This window comes from Arthrobacter sp. (assembly GCF_031179985.1).
In the GTDB taxonomy this organism is placed as follows: Bacteria; Actinomycetota; Actinomycetes; order Actinomycetales; family Micrococcaceae; genus Arthrobacter.
The window spans coordinates 1-18,481 of the sequence record NZ_JAPSHJ010000027.1 but is presented as its reverse complement, the minus strand read 5'-3'; the positions used below and the strand labels follow the sequence as shown (position 1 = coordinate 18,481).

Genomic DNA, 18,481 nt, shown 5'->3' with positions numbered 1-18,481 from the left:
CTTAGGCGTCCACCTGTTGAGTAGAGTTCAGGGAGCCGTTCGTGGCCGCTTCATGGTCCTCGGCGATCGCTTCGTGATGGCGGATGACCTCGCCGATAATGAAATTGAGAAACTTCTCTGCGAAGGCCGGATCCAAATGTGCCTCTTCCGCCAGGCGCCTGAGCCTTGCGATCTGGGCCAGTTCCCTCCCGGGATCCCCCGCAGGGAGTTTATGCGTTGCCTTGAGAAAGCCCACCTTCTGCGTAGCCTTAAAGCGTTCGGCCAGGAGGAACACAAGCGTCGCATCGATATTGTCGATGCTGGACCTGATGGACAAAAGTTCCGCCATCACCGAGCTATCGACCTGGCCGGCGAGGGAACTGGCCGAAGGATCGTAGGATTCGGCGTCGGAGTGGTCGTGGTTCTGCTCGCTCATGCTTCCAGTCTAGGGGTATGGCCCTTGATCACCGTCGCTGTAAGCTCCAGCCAGACCGGGTGCCTGTCCCGCAAAATACTGCTACAAACGAGGACCCGCCGCCGCGGAAGAAACCTTCCGGAACGGCGGCGGGCCCTGTATTTCCTGTGTGCGTAATAGACCTAGGTCGTGAGCAGCGCCCTGTTCTCTTCCCGTCGTCGGGCCTGTTCTTCAGGATCAGGCACCGGCAAGGAAGCGATGAGCCGCCTGGTGTAGTCATGCTGTGGGGCATTCATCACGACGCGTCCCAGCCCCTGTTCCACAAGCCTGCCTTTGTAGAGCACACCCACCCAGTGGGAGAGGATGTCCACAACGGCGAGGTCGTGACTGATGAACAGGGCCGCGAAGCCGAACTCCTGCTGGATCTCTTTGAAGAGCTCCAGCACTTTGGCCTGGACTGAGACATCCAAGGCTGACGTCGGCTCGTCGGCAATGAGCAGCTTGGGGTTCAGGATGAGGGCGCGGGCCAAGGAAGCCCGCTGCCGCTGCCCTCCGGAGAGCTCATGCGGGTACCTGCCTGCATACGACGCCGGCAGCTGCACTGATTCGAGCAGCTCTCGGACCCGCTGGCGTGCCTGGGCGGGTGTCGGGTTGCCATGGATGATGAGGGGCTCGGCCACGCAGTCGCCAATGGTGAGATGTGGATTGAACGAGGCCGCAGGATCCTGGAAAACAAACCCGATATCCTTCCGGTGCGGCTTGAAAGTGCGCTCCTTGAGGTTCAGCATTTCGTAGTCAAGGACTTTCAGGCTGCCTCCGGTGGTGCGGTTCAACCCTGCGATCGCCCTGCCGATAGTGGTCTTGCCGGACCCTGATTCACCCACCAGGCCAAAAACTTCGCCCTCGGACAAGGTGAAGCTGACACGATCTACTGCCTTGAATCCCGGGCTGCCAAGCCTCCCGGGATACTCGATGGTCAGGTCCTTGGCCTCAACCAGCACCTTGCCATGTTGGTGTGCCCGTTCCTTCATGCCCTCCGACGCAGAATTCCTGCCGAGATGAGGAACAGCCGCAAGCAGCTTCTGCGTGTACTCCTGTTTTGGTTGGGCGAAGAGGACTCTGGAAGGAGCTTCCTCCACCACGTCGCCCTGGTACATGACCACCACCCGGTCGGCAAGGTCCGCCACCACGCCCATGTTGTGGGTGATCAGGACAATCGATGTGCCGTAGATGTCCCTGAGATCCCTCAGCAACTGGAGTATCTCGGCCTGGACGGTTACATCCAGGGCGGTCGTGGGTTCGTCCGCAACAATGAGTCCCGGGTTTAAGGCCAGGGCTGCCGCGATGACCACCCGTTGCTTTTGACCACCTGAAAATTGGTGAGGGTAGTAGTTGACCCTGGTTTCAGGATCAGGGATGCCCACCCTGCGCAGCGCGTCGATCGCCAGCAGTTTCGCCTCCCGCCTGCTGATGCGGTGACCGTCCTCCCCCATGCCGGCATGCGCGCGAAGTCCCTCCGCTATCTGCCAGCCGACGGTAAAGACGGGGTTAAGCGCAGTCGACGGTTCCTGGAAAACCATGGCGACGTCCTTGCCACGGATCTCGCGCAGACGTGCCGCGCTGACGCTGATGACGTTATTGCCATTGATGAGCACAGCCCCCGAACTTGTGGCAGTTTCCGGAAGGAGCCCCAGAATCGTCTTCGCTGTCACTGTCTTCCCGGAACCTGACTCCCCCACAATGGCCACGACCTCGCCCTGGTTTACTTGCAGGCTGACGTCCTTCACCGCGTGCACGTCACCCCCGTCGGTGGCGAAGGTGACCTTCAGATGGTCTATATCCAGTACCGGTCCGGAATTGCCGGCGTCGTCCTTGATGGGATCGATGTTGATGGTCATAACGTCCTCGCTTCTGCTTCAAGCGCGGCCTGGGCAGCGGTGGGGGCGTCTGCTCCACCCTTACCGCCGGCGCGTTTGCGTCCCCGCAGGCGGGGATCGTTGAGATCATTGATGCTTTCACCGACCAGGGTCAGGCCCAGGACTGTGAGGACGATGGCCAGGCCAGGGAAAACGCCCGTCCACCAAATTCCCGACGTCGTATCGGCCAGCGCCTTGTTCAGGTCGAACCCCCACTCAGCGGCCGACGTCGGCTCGATACCGAAGCCCAGGAAGCCCAGAGCGGCAAGGGTAAGGATGGCCTCTGAAGCGTTGAGGGTAAATATGAGCGGCAGAGTCCGGGTGGCGTTCCCGTAGATGTGCCGGGTCATGATCCGGATGTTCGAGGCTCCCACCACCTTTGCGGATTCCACGAAGGGCTCGGCCTTCAAACGGATGGTCTCCGCCCGGATTACCCGGAAGTACTGCGGAATGAACACGACCGTTATGGAGATCGCCGCAGCCAGGATTCCGCCGATGAGGCTGGATCGTCCCCCACTGATAACGATGGCCATGACGATGGCCACGAGGAGGGAGGGAAAAGCGTAAACAGCGTCGGCGACCACAACGAGTACCCGGTCCAGCCAACCTCCGTAGTAGCCGCTCACCAGGCCGAGGATGACCCCGATAAAGATGGACATCACGACGGCGACGATAATCACCATAATTGCGGTCTGCGTGCCCCAAACAACCCGCGAGAAAACATCGTAGCCACCCACGGTGGTACCCCAGATGTGCTTGCCGCCCGGCGGTTCCTGGGTTGGAAAGCTGCCGTCGGCGTCGGAGATCTGTGAGAAACCGAAGGGCGCAATCAGTGGGGCAAGAAGCGCCGTCAGGATAAAAATGCCCGTCAGCACAAGTCCGGCCACCAGCATCCCGCGTTGAAGGCCGACACTCTTGTTGAAATGCGAAATTACCGGCAGCCGCTTGAAAAGTGGTTGCCGTGGATCTGCCACGATCGGCAGAGGGGAAACTGTGCTCATGTCAGTACCTCACACGGGGGTCGATCAGCGCGGCCGCGATGTCCACGATGAAGTTGGTGAATGCCACGATGATCGCCAGCAGGACCACAATGCCCTGAACAGCCACAAAGTCACGGGCAGTCAGGTATGAGGCCAGCTGGAAGCCCAGGCCCTTCCATTCGAATGTGGTCTCGGTCAGCACGGCTCCCCCAAGCAGCACGGCGATCTGAAGCCCCATAACGGTGATGATGGGGATCAGGGCAGGCTTGTAGGCGTGTTTGGTCACGAGTCTGAATTCGCTGACGCCCCGTGAGCGTCCAGCTTCGATGTAGTCCTTGCCCAGTGTGCCGATAACGTTGGTCCGCACGAGCCGGAGGAAGATTCCGGCCGTCAGGAGGCCCAGGGCGACGGCCGGAAGAACCGCGTGACCCACCACGTCGCCAAGCGCTGCCATGTTCCCGCTGCGGAGGGCATCGAGCCAGTAAATGCCCGATGGGGCCCCAAGCCCAGTCAGCGAAAGCTCGGTAGAGGTGGTGGCCCGACCTGCCACAGGCAGCCAGCCCAACCAAACAGCGAACGTCAGTTTGAAGAGCAGTCCGGAGAAGAACACCGGGGTGGAATAGCAAAGGATGGCGAAAATGCGGAGCACGGCATCCGGTGCCTTGTCACGCCGGTGAGCCGCGATCATGCCCAGTGGAATTCCCACCACCAGGGCAACGAGCACCGCATTGATGGACAGTTCCAGCGTGGCCGCCCCGTAGGTGGTCAACATCTCCGAAACCTTGCGGTTATCCGACAATGTGGTGCCGAAGTTCCCAGTGATGAGTTGGCCAAGGTATTCCAGGTACTGCACCAGGATTGGCCTGTCGTAGCCTGCGGCGTGGATCCTTTCCTGCAGTTGATCAGGGGGGAGCCTGCCGCCAAGGGCTGAGGTAATGGGGTCACCGGTGATCCGCATCAGGAAGAAAACCATGGTGACGAGGATAAAGATCGTGGGGAAGATCAGGAGAAACCTGACCAGTATGTACTGGCCAAGACCGCCGCCCGAAGACTTCTTTTTCGACGGGAGGATGCCGTCGGCGTCGCTTGGCGGCGCATCAATAAGGGTTGTCATTAGTACCTAAAATCTAGAGATTCCCGGTTGTTGGGGCCGGGTGACCAGCAAAAGGCGGGACGCCGTGGTGGCGCCCCGCCTCCTTGGCTGGTCAGGACCTGATGGGACTCTTACTTGGAAATCACACCAAGACGGGTCTTGAAGGAAGCGTCGAGGGTGGTTTCAACGCCCTTCACATTCGCCCCGGCCACCATCAGTTGTGCACCCTGCAGGAGGGGCAAGGTGGAGAGGTCCTTGGCAACGGCCTCCTGGGCCTCACCCAGGACTTTCTCGCGTTCGGCCTTCTCAACGGTGGTCAGCTGCTTGCCGATCAGCTCGGTCACAGCCGGGTTCTCGTAGTGGTTGCCCAGGAAGTTGCCCGGAACGAAGAACGGCGTCAGGTAGTTGTCGGCGTCTGAATAATCCGGGAACCAGCCCAGCTGGTAAACCGGATAGGCGTCGGCCGTCCTGTCCTTGGAGTACGTCACCCATTCAGTCGACTGCAGGTCCACCTTGAACAGTCCCGACTTCTCCAGTTGCTCCTTGATCATGGCGTATTCATCGCCTGAGGACTCGCCGTAGTGGTCAGGGTTGTACTGGAGCTTGAGAGTCACCGGAGCGGTGACTCCAGCATCAGAGAAGGCCTTCTTCGCCTTGTCCAGACTCGGCTTGCCGGTGCCGTCACCATACATTTCCTTGAGCGGCTGGGTAGCACCGACGAAGCCGTCCGGAACAACCGAGTACGCCGGGAGGTACGTTCCCTTGTAAACCTGGGTAGCAAGCGCTTCCCGGTCTACGATATGGGCCATTGCCTGCCGGACTGCGAGCGCCTTCGCGGAATCCGCTTCAGGTGCCTTGGCACCGAACGGCATCGTGTCAAAGTTGAAAACGATGTACCGGAGCTCACCACCGGGCCCCTTGTGAACCTTGACTTTGGAATCCTTCTCAAGGTCAGCGACGTCAGTGGCTGCCAGGCTGCGGCCTGCGACGTCGATCCCGCCCTGCTGGACCTCCAGCTTGAGGTTGTTGGCGTCCGCGTAGTACTTGATGTTGGCGCCGTCGTTTGCCGGCTTGCCCAGGAGGCCCTTGTAATCCGGGTTGGGCTTGAGGCTGACCAGTTCGTTCTTCTTGTAGCTTTCAATGGTGTAGGGGCCGGCGAAGGGCTTGCCCTTGACGATGTCGTCGTCGGTCATGACCTTGTCGGCCGGGAAGACCTCTTCATCGACAATGGGACCCGAGTTGGCGGCCAGGACTCCGGGGAAGACCTGATCGTTGCCTTTCTTCAGCGTGAAGACGACTGTTTGATCGTCAGTGGCCTCGACCGAAGAGAGGTTGCTCAAAAGGGAGGCCGGGCCGTTGGGGTCTGCGATCTTGACGACGCGGTCGAAGGAAAACTTCACGTCCGACGACGTCAACGCGTGGCCGTTCGCAAATTTGAGGTCCGACTTCAGCTTGACGGTGTACTCGGTGGGGCTCGTGAACTCCGCTGACTCAGCGATGTCAGGGGTGGAGTCAGCCGTTCCGGGCTTGGCGTTCATGAGGAACGGGTAGACCTGGTTCATCACCATAAATGAACCGGCATCGTAGGAGCCTGCGGGGTCCAGAGTGACCACCTTGTCGGTGGTGCCAAACGTAATGGTTCCACCTCCGGCTCCGCCGGTATTCGTTCCGCCGCCTGATGGGCCCGTGCAGGCAGTCAGGGCGAGGGCGGAAACGCCCGCGAGCGCGATGGCACTCCGCAGGGCTTTCTTCGTTGTTGGCATCTGTGAACTTTCTGTTCGGTGACTACCGCGCGCCGCCTGATGTATGCCGGAAGTACTTTTTTGATCGAAAGTTACTCCGTATTACGGCGCGCTGTCTGATGCCTTGATTCAATCAGAGAATCCGGTACTGGAAGGTCAGTTCTGGTGATTCGAAACACAATATTTACCGGATCGATGCACGACTATCGTTTTCTTCGGCCTGAAGGCTGGCCAGCAGGATATCCCGCGGCTTAAAGGGCTGCGCGCTGCAGGGAACGGGCCGTGTCAATGGTCGCCTGACCAAGTACCCGGCTCCCCTGGTACAGCACCACCGTCTGACCAGGCGCAACTCCGCGCAATGGGTTGGTGAGGGTGACCACGAGATTTTCCTGGCTGCGGCCGTCCTCGTCCGTTGAGCGTTCCATCCATGCACGTGCAGGGACCGGGTCGCCGTGGGCGCGGACCTGGGCATAGCAGTCAAAGTGCTCGCCCGTACTGATCTCGCCGATGGGGAGGCCTGCCCAGGACACCTTGATGCCCCGGATTTCGTCGATGGCAAGAAGCGCCTCGGGGCCAACAACCACTTTATTTTCCTTGGGACGGATCTCCAGGACGAAGCGGGGCTTCCCGTCTGCAGCGGGGGTGCCCAGCTTCAATCCGCGGCGCTGGCCGACGGTAAAGGCATTGGCGCCAGGGTGTTCGCCCACTTTGGAGCCGGTTTCGTCAACGATGTCCCCCGTGGTCATGTCAATCTTCTCAGCCAGCCAGCCAGCGGTGTCGCCGTCGGGGATGAAGCAGATGTCGTGGCTGTCAGGCTTGTTCGCCACGGACAGCCCCCGGCGCTCGGCTTCGGCGCGGACCTCGGCCTTGGAGGGTGTATCTGCCAGCGGGAACATCGAGTGCTTGAGCTGCTCGTGCGTCAGTACTCCCAGTACGTAGCTTTGATCCTTGGCCCAGTCTGCAGCGCGGTGAAGCTCGCGGTTGCCCTCCGAATCCTCAATCACCTTCGCATAGTGCCCGGTGCAGACGGCGTCAAAACCCAGAGCTATGGCCTTTTCCAACAGCGCAGCGAACTTGATGCGCTCGTTGCAGCGCATGCACGGATTGGGGGTGCGGCCGGCAGCGTATTCGTCAATGAAGTCCTGGACGACGTCTTCCTTGAACCGCTCCGAGAAGTCCCAGACGTAGTAGGGAATTCCGAGGACGTCACAAGCCCGCCAGGCATCACGGGAGTCTTCGATCGTGCAGCAGCCCCGGCTGCCGGTGCGGAGGGTTCCGGGCATGCGGGAGAGCGCCAGGTGAACACCGACGACGTCGTGCCCGGCGTCAACGGCGCGGGCGGCGGCAACGGCGGAATCGACTCCACCGCTCATGGCTGCAAGAACTCGCATACTGGCTTTCTCTGGGAAGTTTCAGGGATTTCAGGGCCGGGAAGCCCGGTTGATATTCCGGCGGACACAGAGCCCGCCCATTTATTCTACTGTCCTTGCGAATCAGGGCCTAAAATCCCTTGACCGTCGCTTGTCTTCACTTCTAAAGTCAAGAGTATCAGTTTTAGAACGGCGAGGCGAAGGCTGCATCCTTCAGTCAGAATCGAGGCGCATCATGGTTGCCGAACACATCGTCATCGCAGGAGGCGGGCTGGCGGGTGCCACGGCTGCAAAGACTCTCCGCGCCGAAGGTTTCGCCGGTTCCCTCACACTCATTGGGGCAGAGGAGCATCATCCCTACCTGCGTCCTCCGCTCTCCAAGGAGTACCTCCTTGGCAAAGAGGACGAAGCAGCCCTTCCCGTGGTGCCGGACTCCTGGTACCGGGAGAACGACGTCGACCTCCGCTTGGGGATCAGGGTCACTGAAATTGACGCCGCCGCCCATGGCGTAACCCTTGCCGACGGCAGCGGAATTCAGTTCGACTCCCTGCTGATCGCCAGTGGCGCCCAGCCTCGCACCATACCGCTTCCAGGCAGCGTGCTTGATGGGGTAACTACCTTCCGGACTGTCGATGACAGCCGCAGGCTCCGTGACAGGCTGTCCGACGGCGGCAGGAACGTTGTGATGATCGGGTCAGGCTGGATCGGAATGGAGTTGGCCGCGGCCGCGTCCACCTACGGCAACCAGGTGACCCTCATCGGGCTCGAGGATATTCCGCTCTCCGCTTCCATCGGGCCGGATCTGGGCAGGTTCTTCCACAGCCTCCATAAGGCTAACGGCGTAGGTTTCAGGCTTGGTGCATCGGCCGTGGAGATACGAGGAACTTCAGGAAAGGCCACAGGCGTGGTCACCGATTCCGGGGAGCTCCTTCCGGCAGATACAGTCGTGATCGCCGTCGGGGTTGTCCCGGACGTCGAACTGGCCAACGAAGCAGGCCTGAAGCTGAGCAACGGCATCCTCACTGACGCCTCACTGCGGACTTCGGCTCCGGATATTTATGCGGCCGGGGACGTCGCGAATGCCCTGCACCCGTTCACCGGCGAGCACCACCGCAGTGAGCACTGGTCCAACGCATTGAACGGGGGCAAAACGGTGGCGAAAGCCATGCTGGGACACGACGTTGTGTTCGATACCATCCCGTATTTCTACACAGACCAGTTCGACGTCAGCATGGAGTACTCGGGATTCCCCACGCTGGCCAGGGAAAGTCCCTTGCTGCGCGGCTCGCTCGAAAGTAAGGAGTTCATCGCCTTCTGGCAGCGTGAAGGACGAGTGGTGGCAGGAATGAGCGTGAACTGGCCAAAGGCCGCCAAGCCCAAACCCTCCGCCCAAAAGGTGATTACAGAACTGATTAGTTCACGGCGGCAGCTGGCACCCGAGGCCCTGGCCGATGCCGCAGCGCCCCTGGATCAGCTGCTTGCTGAACCCTGATGTGCAACTGAACCCTGACGGGCAACAGTGGCGGCTGTCTGAATGGAGGAAACATGCCCCGCCATGCCCGCTTGGGCGGCGCGATGGTAGGCATCAGGCAACGCCTTCAGCAGGACATCGACATCCGCCTCCGTCGACGCATGCCCCAAGGTGAAGCGCTGCGCTCCCCTGGCCGTCTCTTCGTCCAGGCCCATTGCCAGGAGCACATGGGAGGGACGCGGAACACCCGCAGTGCACGCAGAACCTGTGGAGGACTCCACACCCGCCAGATCCAGCAGGAACAGCAAGGAATCCCCTTCACATCCGGGGAAAGTGAAGTGTGCGTTACCCGGTAAACGGCCGGCCCCAGGCGCCCCTCGCAGGACTGCGGCCGGTATGGCTGCCTGTACTCCTGCAATAAGGCGGTCGCGGAGGCCCGAGATTCGTAGTAATTCGGGTGAAAGGTTCCGGGTGACGGATTCGGCGGCTGCGGCAAAGGCTGCGATGGACGCTGTGTCCAACGTTCCCGATCGGACGTCCCGCTCCTGACCACCGCCGTGCTGCACAGGGGTCAGCTTCACCGATCTCCCCAACAGCAGTGCCCCGACGCCCACAGGTCCGCCGATCTTATGGCCCGAAATCGACATCGCATCCAGGCCGACACCCCTGAAGTCCACCGGCACGGAGCCGAATGCCTGAACAGCGTCAGAATGCACCGGCACACCCGCTGCATGCGCCAGCTCCACGATCTCCGCAATCGGCTGGATCGTCCCTACCTCATTGTTGGCCCACATGACGGTGACCAAGGCAATGGAACCCGGAGCCCGCGCGAGCTCTGACCTCAAAGCATCCAACCGGACCACACCATCGCCGTCCACCGGCAACCATGAAACCTCGGCTCCCTCATGTTTTTCAAGCCACTCCACAGTGTCCAGAACGGCTGGATGCTCGACGGCGGTACACAGGATGCGCGTGCGGAAAGGATCTTCTCCGTGGCGGGCCCAATATAGTCCCTTGACTGCAAGGTTGTCCGCCTCAGTTCCTCCCGACGTGAAGATGACTTCTGAGGGGTGCGCTCCCGCCGCTGCGGCAAGCACTTCACGGGCATCCTCGACTGAGCGACGGGCCCGGCGGCCGGAGCCGTGCAGCGAAGACGGGTTGCCGGTGCGGGAAAGTTCCCGCGTCAGTACAGCCAACGCCTCCGGGGACAAGGGCGTAGTGGCGGCATGATCAAGGTAGGCAGGCACATACCAATTCTAGCGTTGGGGCCCCGTCTCTTTGACGAGAGACGTTGGAGACGGCTCATGGCGCAGTCTCATAAAAGGGTGTCAGTTCGACGGCGGCACAACGGCCAGTCTTTGGGCTACATCGGCCTTCGCAGCTGAGAGGGTCCCCTGGTCCGGACAGGAAATGGAGATATAGACGGACGAGCCGGTTTTGCTGAACATCCTCGCCATTATCGACGTGGCCTTGGCACCGGAAGTGGGCCGCCTTTCAAGGACCAGGACCTCCACGTTCGGAGCGGGCTTGTCCGGTTCCCCTCCCCAACGCAGATTGGCCGGCGTCAGGTAGTCCGGCAGGATGGTGGAATCCAGGTAGGTGAAAAGCTCAACGGTGGACGTTTTGTCGTTGCCGCTGGTGGTCAGGGGCCACTGGTTTGTCCGCACTTTTGCAGCCACCACGCAGCCGTCGGCCTTGATGTACTGGTTCTCGCCCGCCACATTCTGCTTCCCGGGCTTCCAGCCCGGGGCTTGGGCCAGGCCGTCAGAGATCCCCACCGGAACTCCTGCGGGGAGTGAATCGCCAGCGGCGAAAGGCATGTCCTGGCCTGCTACGGCTGCAGCGTCGTATCCCGGTGTGATGGTGGGTGTGGCTACTCCCAGGGTGGTGGGAACAACCTTGGGAGCAGCAGGGTCCGGTACATCAAGGCTGCAGCCGGCCGCCGTCAACGACACTCCGGCTGTGAGGAGAACCGCCCGACGAACGGCAGAATGAAAAATCCTCCGCTGCCCCGCCGGGCGTCCTGACTTCCTGGCCGAGATAACCCGCCGCGCCTTGCCTTTTACGTCCTGCACCCAGTCCCCCCGCTGCCCTGCCGAAGACGCCGTCCTGCACGGGCCTCCGCAAAAGTCTAATCTCCCGTCACCGCCATAACCGATTCGCACGGACCGGCGCCGCCGCCACGCAGGGAACCAAGAGCGACGGTGCAGTCGTTGTGTTCCTAGCCGGTTAAACTGGCCGGACCGGACTGCCTGAGCGGGCTGGCACCTCAAGAAAAGGATCCGTGGTTGACCCAGGGCAGCAGCTCCCACTACCAGGTTCTCCGTATCGCCGTCACGGCAACGGAGAAGGAGATCAAGGTGGCCTACCGCAAGGCTGCACGCCTTTCCCATCCTGACCAGGGCGGTGACGCCGCCGCTTTCCGCCGGGTTACCCTCGCCTACGAGACACTGATGGATCCGAAACGCCGTTCAGCATACGATCGCGCCTACGCGATGGGAACGTCGGAGGACGACGACGGCGCCCACTTCGACGCTCCAGCGGCAGGCAGCCATGCCGCTTCCACTGTCCGGCGCCCCAACACTCCCCGAAACACCGCCGGTGACCCCGCCGTTTTTATTCCGCCGTTCGAGAGCGCCAACCAAGAGGGGTATGTTCCCCTCATTCCCTTTGAATTGGCCCGCCAACAGGTGCACGGAATGCCCCGGAAACGTGGGATCTTCGGAGCCGAGGCCCGTATCCAGCGTGAAATGCGTACCGTCCAACTGATCACCCGCCAGATCCTTCCCGCAATTCCCGCTGCCAGGCTCATCAACGGCCTTCAGTCCCCCGCGGACAACAGTCACATCGACCACGCTGTCCTGTCCGGATACCGGCTGGCGATCATCGGTTCAATGCTGCTTCCAAAGGGTGCCTATGCGTGGAACGGCAATACCCTGAACCATGGCGGACGTTCCATCGCGCCACCACAGTTAGCCCATGTGGTGAGGCGCATGCAGGACATTTTCCCTGAATTGAACGTCACAGGGTGGACAGTCATACACAGCCCCGACGGAAACCTCCACGAGCCCGTCATCGACCACCACCGGCGGTCGCGCAGCAGCCTGGACATGGTACAGGTGGTCAACGCTGCCGGGCTTGCACGGGGGCTCAAGCAGTTCCTCAGTTCAGGACCGGCCCCCAACACTGTGAATGTGCCGGTACTGGCCAGGCTCCTCCGCGGCATGCACTGACGCGTCTGCGCAGGATCGGGCCAACGGGAGCCGCGAGGGTGGCTACTATGGGACAGTGTTCCGCATCCTCTTCCATACCCCTGAAATCCCCGGCAATACGGGCAACGCCATCCGTTTGGCAGCCATAACCGGAGCAGAGTTGCACCTCATCGAGCCTCTCGGATTCGATTTTTCCGACGCCAAACTCCGCCGGGCGGGGCTGGACTACCACGACCTCGCCGTCGTCACTATCCACCAGGACCTGGACGCCGCGTGGAAGGCCCTTCAGCCGGATCGGGTTTTCGCTTTCACATCCGATGGCGAGGCGTCCTATACCGACATCAGCTACCGGCCGGGCGACGTCCTGCTGTTTGGCAAGGAATCCGTGGGGCTTCCGGAATCCATCAAGTCCGATCCCCACGTAACCTCCCGCGTCCGCCTTCCAATGCTCCCTTCGCTGCGCTCACTGAATCTGGCCAACGCTGCGTCCATCGCCGTCTACGAGGCATGGCGGCAGAATGGATTCGCAGGAGCAAAGCTCTAGGAACGAGTGGCTGTCTTCGTCCCATCCGAACGCCCGCCAGCGCCGAATCACTACCAGGAAAAGCGACCGGAGGGAACGTGAGAGCGGAAGGTGACAACACTGGCAGCAAGCCCTGGCTGGGAAACTGAGACCGTAACCCCGGGCGAGTCCTCCCTTGGCGTGGGCGCTCCCGCACAGTCTCCGGCGGACATATGCTTGACAGTGATGGACACTCCCAATGCGCCTAACCCTGGGGCTGCCGCCTCGACTGGCACCAGTCTCGACCTGAACCGCCGTCTGGGCTCACTGCTCGCCCAAATAGCGAGCGGAAGCCAGCCCGCCTTTGCTGAGTTTTATGAACTCACCTCGAGGCGCGTGTATGGGATGGCGCGGAGGGTGCTGATTGACGCGGCGCTTAGCGAAGACACAACTCAGGAAGTCTTTCTGCAGGTTTGGCAAAATGCGTCCAAGTTCAACGATGAAGCTGGAAGCCCATTGGCTTGGCTGATGACCATTTCCCACCGCCGGGCAGTTGACAAGGTGCGCTCCACCCAGTCCGCCACGGACAGGGAAGCCAGGTACGGAGCCAGCAGCCAGGACATCGACCACGACTCCGTCTCGGACGAAGTGGACAGCCGGTTGGAAGCAGAGGCAGTGGTCCGATGCCTGGGCACACTGACTGAAACCCAGCAGGAGTCCGTTCGCCTTGCCTACTACGGCGGATTAACCTACCGCGAAGTTGCCGAGAGGCTGAATGCCGCCGTGCCCACTATCAAATCCCGCATCCGCGACGGACTGATCCGGTTGAAGACTTGTTTGGGTGTGAGTTGAGATGACTGAAAACAACAACGATCGTGATCCGATGAATTTTTCGGGAGACATTGCCACCGATCTGGCTGCCGGACACGCAGCGGAACTGGCTGAACTCTACGCCCTGGACGCGCTAAGCGACGAGGAGCGTGCGGCGGTGGAGAGGCACATAGCAGCAGCGACGCCCGAAGATCGCCAGGCCTTCAATGATCGTGTGCGCCAGGCCCGCGAGACGCTCGCCTTAAGTTTTTCCGCGGAGGAGGAGCCAGCGTCGGACCTCTTTGGCCGCATCGTGGCTCAGTTGCCTTCACAGCAGGCTGCCCCCGTCCGGGACGCCTTGGCCGCCGCGCGCCAACGGCGTGAGGAACGGCGCCGGTCCGGCTCGATGAGGAACTGGATCATTGGCGTGGCGGCTGCCGCAGCCTTGGCCCTGGGCGGAGTAGGGATTGGCGCTTACAACGCGTACCAGAACGATCCCCTGAACCAGGTACTCCAGGCCCAGGATCTCCGCAAGGCGAGTGTGGGCGTAACAGGCGGCGGAACGGCCAACCTGGCAATCTCGCCGTCGAAGAACGCCCTGGTGGTCACCATGGACGGCGTTCCGGCACCCCCGGAGGGCAAGGTCTACCAGATGTGGCTGATCCCCAAAGACGGTTCAGCACCGGTCTCTAAGGGACTCATGGACGCAGAAGCGCTGTCCAAGCCCGCAGTCGTCGACGGCATCCAGACGGCAGCGTCGCTCGGGATTACCGTGGAACCGCTGGGCGGCTCCGGGGCCCCCAGCACGCCACCGGTCGCCGCGGCTACCTTGGGAGCCTGACTCCTTCAGAAGCCGGCAATGGTACTGTCGCCGTTGATTCTGACCACGTGGAAAGCTTCTGCACTGCGGCCTTCCTTCATGCCTGCCCGTTGCCCGTTCTGCAGCATCATTCCACGGACGGTTCTGTCCATGGCCTGAACATCGGGATGCTGGCTGGTGTGGACGTGAATGGCAGCGAGCTTATCTTCCACGTGGTCGGTGACGTCCACAAAGTGGTTCTCCCGCTCCTCGGGTCCCGCGAAAAGCCACAGCCACGGCAATTTGTAGGCCTTAAGCCCGGCCTCAGCGAGTTCCGGATAGGCGAACGGATTCTCCAGGGCCGGGTATACGGCGCGGGTCACGGCTTCCCCGACGGCCAGATGATCCGGATGGCTCTTCTGGATCCGGTTCCAGTTGCGCTCGGGGTGCATGGACAGTACGACGTCGGGGCGCACTTCCCGGATCACTTTCACGACTCCGCGCATCACGTCATGCGAGGCTTCGAGGAAGCCGTCACGCTCGTGGAGATAGTGAATTTTAGAGACTCCGACTAAGGCGGCTGCCATCCGCTGCTCCTCAGCACGCAGGGATACAATCGCTTCCCGTTGCGAGGGGTCGAAACCCCCGGCGTCGCCGTCGGTCATGATGCAGTAGCTGACTTCTACGCCTGCCGCCGTCCAAGCGGCGACCGTTCCTGCGGCGCCGAAGTCAATATCATCAGGATGGGCCCCGAAACAGAGGACCCGCTCAACCCGGTAGGCCGGGTTGAACGGGCTCCGCGCTGATACAGGATCAGTGCTCAATCATCAGCCTTTGCGTTTCTTGATTTCCGCGGTTGCCTGCGGCAGGACCTCGAAGAGATCCCCCACAATCCCGAAGTCTGCAATCTCGAAGACAGGAGACTCGGCGTCATTGTTGATTGCCACAATGACCTTTGCCGTTTGCATGCCTGCCTTCTGCTGCACTGCTCCCGAAATACCGGCGGAAATGTAAAGCTCGGGAGAAACGGTTTTTCCGGTTTGACCCACTTGGGCGTCGTGGCTGATCCAGCCGGCGTCGGTGGCGGCACGGGAAGCTCCTACTGCTGCTCCCAGCGCGTCTGCCAGCTCCTCCACCGGGCCAAAATCGCCATCAACACCACGGCCGCCGGCCACCACGATACGTGCGTCCAGAAGATCCGGACGCCCGCTGGTTGCCTTGTTGCTGCGTCCGGTGATGCGCGCTGCGTTCGCAGTGGCAGAGGCCGGAACCTCAATGCTGAGGAATTCCGGCGCCGTCGCCGCGGCAGCCGGTTCAGGGGTCACTGAGTTCGCTTTGACAGTCAGAATTGAGACCGGCGTGGTGGCGCGGCATACCGTTTTGTAAGAGCCGGCCAGCACTGATTTGTGAGCCGCTCCGTCCGCTTCAACTCCAACGACGTCAGTGACTACTCCTGCTCCAAGCTTGATGCCCAGCCTGGCAGCGATTTCCTTGCCGTCCGAGGAGTTCTCGATGAGCACTGTGCCGGCTCCTGTCGCAGCAACTGCCTCGGCCAGATACGCGGCCTTGGGAGCTACGAGGTAGTCATCGAGGTCTGCACTCCCCGGGCGGTACACCGCAGTGACACCATAGGAGCCCAAAACAGCCTTAACGTCGTCGTTGAATTCGCCGTTGAATGCCACAACCGGCTCGCCGAGAGTGCGGGCAATTGTCAGCAACTCGAGGCTGCTCTTCTTGAGAGCGGGGCCCTGATTGTCAATGAATACAAGTACTTTTGCCATATTCGTGGATTCCCCTTAGAGCAGCTTCTGGGCGGCCAGGAAGTCAACCAGCTGGATGCCGGCGTCGCCCTCGTCGGTGATGATGGTGCCGGCGCTACGCGGCGGACGCGGTTCGGCGTTCTGCACTGCCGTCCAGGAGCCGGACAGACCCACCTCGGCAGGGTTGACGCCGACGTCCGCCAGCGACAAAGTAGTGATGGTTTTCCGCTTTGCAGCGATGATGCCCTTAAAATTGGGGAATCGGGGCTCGTTGATTTGGTCCGTCACTGACACCACTGCAGGCAACGGTGCCACGATGGTGTCGTAGTGTGTGTCGCTGTCGCGCCGGGCGGTAATCCGGCCGTCTGAGATCTCGAGCTCAGAGGCGAAGGTCACTTGAGGGAGACCCAGGCGTTCGGCCAGCTGTGCCGGCACAAGGGAGGTTTCCCCGTCAGTGGAAGCCATACCGGTAAGGATCAGGTCCACGGGGCCGCCGGCACTCAGATACCGGACAGTTGCGGCCAGCGCCAACGACGTAGCCGCGGCATCCGAGCCCGCCAGAGCGTCATCCTTTAGGTGCACGCCCTCAGTGGCGCCAATCTGCAGGGACTTCTTGATTGCGTTGGCTGCTCCTGCCGGGCCCATGCTCAAGGCGATGACCTGGTGGCCGGCTCCCTTGCCGCCTTGGGCCTCTGTCAGTTGCAGGGCGGCTTCGAGCGCATATTCGTCCAGTTCGGACAGGATGCTCTCAGCACGGTCTGTTGTGTAGTCCGCGCCGTTGAGGTGACGGTCCAATTGGGCGTCAGGAACATGCTTGACCAGCACGATGATCTTCAATGTCTCTTCCACTTTCTGTTCAGCGGCACTCCATGTCCATGGAATGCCAGCCGGGTGGGGTCATGTCCGCGGATCTTCCCAGGGGTGCGGGTAAATCCTAGCTAACCATATAGCGGCTCTGACCAGCCGCCTGCGTTAACGCCTGTTTCAGACCCATTTGCTGTCCCGGCCTGGTTCCCCATACATCGAGCGTCACCAAGCAGCCACAGACAAAGCGACGGCGAGGCACCCATGGATGCCCCGCCGTCGTTCCTGTTCGGTTTTCTATTGTTCTGCCGCTGCTCCTAGCGTCACATCCAGCTGCTGCTCCTGGCCGCCTCGAAGGATGGTGACCTTGACAGAGGCTCCCGCCGGCTGTTCGCGCACCGCCGCGGTCAGCTGGTTCGGATCACTGATGGCCAGGTCATTGAATTTGGTGACCACATCTCCCACCTTTATCCCCGCCTTGGCTGCGGCCGACCCGGGCTCCACCGTAGCCACCTCAGCGCCCACTGAGAACGCTGATGCCGCACTACTGGCCGATTTGGCCTTGACGCTGACGCCGAACTGGCCATGGCTGGCCTTGCCGGTGTCAATAATCTCCTGGGCAACACGCTTGGCGTGGTTGATCGGAACACTGAAGCCGACCCCAATGTTGCCGCTGCTGCTGGAGCCGCCCCCGGCGGAAGCGATGGCCACGTTCACGCCGATGACTTCACCCTTGCTGTTGACCAATGCCCCACCGGAGTTCCCAGGGTTGATGGCTGCGTCAGTCTGGATGACGTTGAGGGAGATCGAGCCTTGGTCGGCGCTGCTCTGGCCCTGCCCGCCGTCCGGCGGTGCGAACTGGAAGCCGCCTTCGTCGTCACCCTGGGAATCGTCGCCGCCGTCCTTGGGCGCGGCAGACGAAGCGACGCTGATGGTGCGGTTCAGGGTGGAGACGATGCCGTCCGTGACCGTACCGGTCAGGCCGAGCGGGGATCCGATGGCAACGGCAGTGTCCCCGACGTTGAGCTTCGCAGAGTCCCCCAGTGTAGCCGGAACCAGCCCGGAAGCGTTGTCCACTTTGATGACGGCAAGGTCGGACAAGGGATCAGTACCGACGATGCTGGCCGACAAGACCCGTCCGTCGCTCGTGCGCACCTCCACGGTGGCGTTGGCTGCCTTGCCGTCAAGCGTCACAACGTGGGTGTTGGTCAGGATGTGGCCCTCAGCATCAAGAATGATGCCAGATCCGGTTCCGCCCTCTCCACCGCCGGTGGCTTTGATGGTGACGACGCTCGGGGACGCCTTCTGCGCCGCTGCAGTAATAACGTTGACGTCGTCCTTGTTGTTGACAATCACGGTCCCCTGCTGGCTGCTGCTGACAGCTGCGGGGGAATCCTCGTCAAGGAAAGCGTCACTGGCCGCAACCACTCCGCCGCCCACAAGACCGGCTGCAAGAATGCTGGCCACAAGGGTCCCGACGCCGAAAGTCGCCTTGCGCCTAGGGGAATTCGCGGGGTGGGACACATGCGACGGGCCGTAAGGAGGCTGGCCACCGCTGATGTGGGACCCGCTGTGGGAGCCGTAGAACGGCGTCGGCTGCCCGTACGGCGCTCCATTGCCTCTGTGGG

At 61.6% G+C, this 18,481-nt stretch carries 17 protein-coding genes; 5 read left to right on the top strand and 12 right to left on the bottom strand.

Going from position 1 to position 18,481, the window contains the following annotated elements; genetic code table 11:
* Position 1: 1 nt before the first annotated feature.
* The 6 genes from RIN13_RS13195 to mnmA form a co-directional block, all read right to left on the bottom strand.
* A complete protein-coding gene (locus RIN13_RS13195) occupies positions 2–415 on the bottom strand; it encodes a chorismate mutase (RefSeq protein WP_309107797.1) in 414 nt (137 codons plus the stop codon).
* A gap of 161 nt (positions 416–576) precedes the next feature.
* Positions 577–2,292 (bottom strand): ABC transporter ATP-binding protein, encoded by a 1,716-nt coding sequence (locus RIN13_RS13190; protein WP_309107796.1) that lies wholly within the window; start codon positions 2,290–2,292, stop codon positions 577–579.
* On the bottom strand, positions 2,289–3,311 hold the full coding sequence (locus RIN13_RS13185) for an ABC transporter permease (protein ID WP_309107795.1): 1,023 nt from the start codon (positions 3,309–3,311) through the stop codon (positions 2,289–2,291). Before RIN13_RS13185 ends, RIN13_RS13190 begins: the two co-directional genes overlap by 4 nt.
* 1 nt (position 3,312) lies before the next feature.
* Positions 3,313–4,404, bottom strand: coding sequence for an ABC transporter permease (locus RIN13_RS13180; protein ID WP_309107794.1), 1,092 nt, complete (start codon positions 4,402–4,404; stop codon positions 3,313–3,315).
* A gap of 110 nt (positions 4,405–4,514) precedes the next feature.
* Positions 4,515–6,146, bottom strand: coding sequence for an ABC transporter substrate-binding protein (locus RIN13_RS13175; RefSeq protein WP_309107793.1), 1,632 nt, complete (start codon positions 6,144–6,146; stop codon positions 4,515–4,517).
* 230 nt (positions 6,147–6,376) lie between these two features.
* On the bottom strand, positions 6,377–7,498 hold the full coding sequence (gene mnmA / locus RIN13_RS13170; protein WP_309107819.1) for a tRNA 2-thiouridine(34) synthase MnmA: 1,122 nt from the start codon (positions 7,496–7,498) through the stop codon (positions 6,377–6,379).
* Between the two features lie 232 nt (positions 7,499–7,730).
* On the opposite strand from mnmA, the gene RIN13_RS13165 reads away from it, so the two are divergent.
* Positions 7,731–8,987, top strand: a complete 1,257-nt coding sequence (locus tag RIN13_RS13165) for an FAD-dependent oxidoreductase (RefSeq protein ID WP_309107792.1) — start codon at positions 7,731–7,733, stop codon at positions 8,985–8,987.
* Here the strand turns inward: RIN13_RS13165 and RIN13_RS13160 are convergent.
* Positions 8,966–10,213, bottom strand: a complete 1,248-nt coding sequence (locus RIN13_RS13160) for a cysteine desulfurase family protein (RefSeq protein ID WP_309107791.1) — start codon at positions 10,211–10,213, stop codon at positions 8,966–8,968. The genes RIN13_RS13165 and RIN13_RS13160 overlap by 22 nt on opposite strands.
* A gap of 81 nt (positions 10,214–10,294) precedes the next feature.
* Positions 10,295–11,041 carry a hypothetical protein gene (locus RIN13_RS13155; RefSeq protein ID WP_309107790.1) on the bottom strand — a complete coding sequence of 249 codons (747 nt, stop codon included), beginning with the start codon at positions 11,039–11,041 and terminating at the stop codon, positions 10,295–10,297.
* Positions 11,042–11,254: 213 nt separating this feature from the next.
* On the opposite strand from RIN13_RS13155, the gene RIN13_RS13150 reads away from it, so the two are divergent.
* From RIN13_RS13150 to RIN13_RS13135, 4 genes are all read left to right on the top strand, one after another.
* The gene (locus RIN13_RS13150) at positions 11,255–12,199 is read left to right on the top strand and encodes a DnaJ domain-containing protein (protein WP_309107789.1); all 945 of its coding nucleotides are present in this window, start codon (positions 11,255–11,257) and stop codon (positions 12,197–12,199) included.
* A 55-nt stretch (positions 12,200–12,254) separates the two neighbouring features.
* On the top strand, positions 12,255–12,722 hold the full coding sequence (locus RIN13_RS13145; protein ID WP_309107788.1) for a tRNA (cytidine(34)-2'-O)-methyltransferase: 468 nt from the start codon (positions 12,255–12,257) through the stop codon (positions 12,720–12,722).
* A 204-nt stretch (positions 12,723–12,926) separates the two neighbouring features.
* The gene (gene sigK, locus RIN13_RS13140; RefSeq protein WP_309107787.1) at positions 12,927–13,532 is read left to right on the top strand and encodes an ECF RNA polymerase sigma factor SigK; all 606 of its coding nucleotides are present in this window, start codon (positions 12,927–12,929) and stop codon (positions 13,530–13,532) included.
* A gap of 1 nt (position 13,533) precedes the next feature.
* Complete coding sequence (locus RIN13_RS13135; protein WP_309107786.1) at positions 13,534–14,331, top strand: anti-sigma factor; 798 nt, start codon at positions 13,534–13,536, stop codon at positions 14,329–14,331.
* A 5-nt stretch (positions 14,332–14,336) separates the two neighbouring features.
* Here RIN13_RS13135 and RIN13_RS13130 read toward each other — a convergent pair whose 3' ends face one another.
* From RIN13_RS13130 to RIN13_RS13115, 4 genes are all read right to left on the bottom strand, one after another.
* Entirely contained in the window at positions 14,337–15,113 is a 777-nt protein-coding gene (locus RIN13_RS13130) for a PIG-L deacetylase family protein (RefSeq protein WP_309107785.1), read from the bottom strand.
* A gap of 3 nt (positions 15,114–15,116) precedes the next feature.
* Positions 15,117–16,070: an electron transfer flavoprotein subunit alpha/FixB family protein gene (locus RIN13_RS13125; RefSeq protein ID WP_309107784.1), complete on the bottom strand. Its 954-nt coding sequence runs from the start codon at positions 16,068–16,070 to the stop codon at positions 15,117–15,119.
* A 15-nt stretch (positions 16,071–16,085) separates the two neighbouring features.
* Complete coding sequence (locus RIN13_RS13120) at positions 16,086–16,886, bottom strand: electron transfer flavoprotein subunit beta/FixA family protein (protein ID WP_309107783.1); 801 nt, start codon at positions 16,884–16,886, stop codon at positions 16,086–16,088.
* A gap of 264 nt (positions 16,887–17,150) precedes the next feature.
* Positions 17,151–18,481 (bottom strand): trypsin-like peptidase domain-containing protein (locus tag RIN13_RS13115; RefSeq protein WP_309107782.1); only part of this gene is annotated, 1,331 nt, incomplete at its 5' end.

Excerpts from the sequence above, each read along its gene's own strand:
- RIN13_RS13195 (WP_309107797.1), bottom strand. The coding sequence starts at position 415 with ATGAGCGAGCAGAACCACGACCACTCCGACGCCGAATCCTACGATCCT.
- RIN13_RS13190 (WP_309107796.1), bottom strand. The coding sequence starts at position 2,292 with ATGACCATCAACATCGATCCCATCAAGGACGACGCCGGCAATTCCGGA.
- RIN13_RS13185 (WP_309107795.1), bottom strand. The coding sequence starts at position 3,311 with ATGAGCACAGTTTCCCCTCTGCCGATCGTGGCAGATCCACGGCAACCA.
- RIN13_RS13180 (WP_309107794.1), bottom strand. The coding sequence starts at position 4,404 with ATGACAACCCTTATTGATGCGCCGCCAAGCGACGCCGACGGCATCCTC.
- RIN13_RS13175 (WP_309107793.1), bottom strand. The coding sequence starts at position 6,146 with ATGCCAACAACGAAGAAAGCCCTGCGGAGTGCCATCGCGCTCGCGGGC.
- mnmA (WP_309107819.1), bottom strand. The coding sequence starts at position 7,498 with ATGAGCGGTGGAGTCGATTCCGCCGTTGCCGCCGCCCGCGCCGTTGAC.
- RIN13_RS13165 (WP_309107792.1), top strand. The coding sequence starts at position 7,731 with ATGGTTGCCGAACACATCGTCATCGCAGGAGGCGGGCTGGCGGGTGCC.
- sigK (WP_309107787.1), top strand. The coding sequence starts at position 12,927 with ATGGACACTCCCAATGCGCCTAACCCTGGGGCTGCCGCCTCGACTGGC.
- RIN13_RS13135 (WP_309107786.1), top strand. The coding sequence starts at position 13,534 with ATGACTGAAAACAACAACGATCGTGATCCGATGAATTTTTCGGGAGAC.
- RIN13_RS13125 (WP_309107784.1), bottom strand. The coding sequence starts at position 16,070 with ATGGCAAAAGTACTTGTATTCATTGACAATCAGGGCCCCGCTCTCAAG.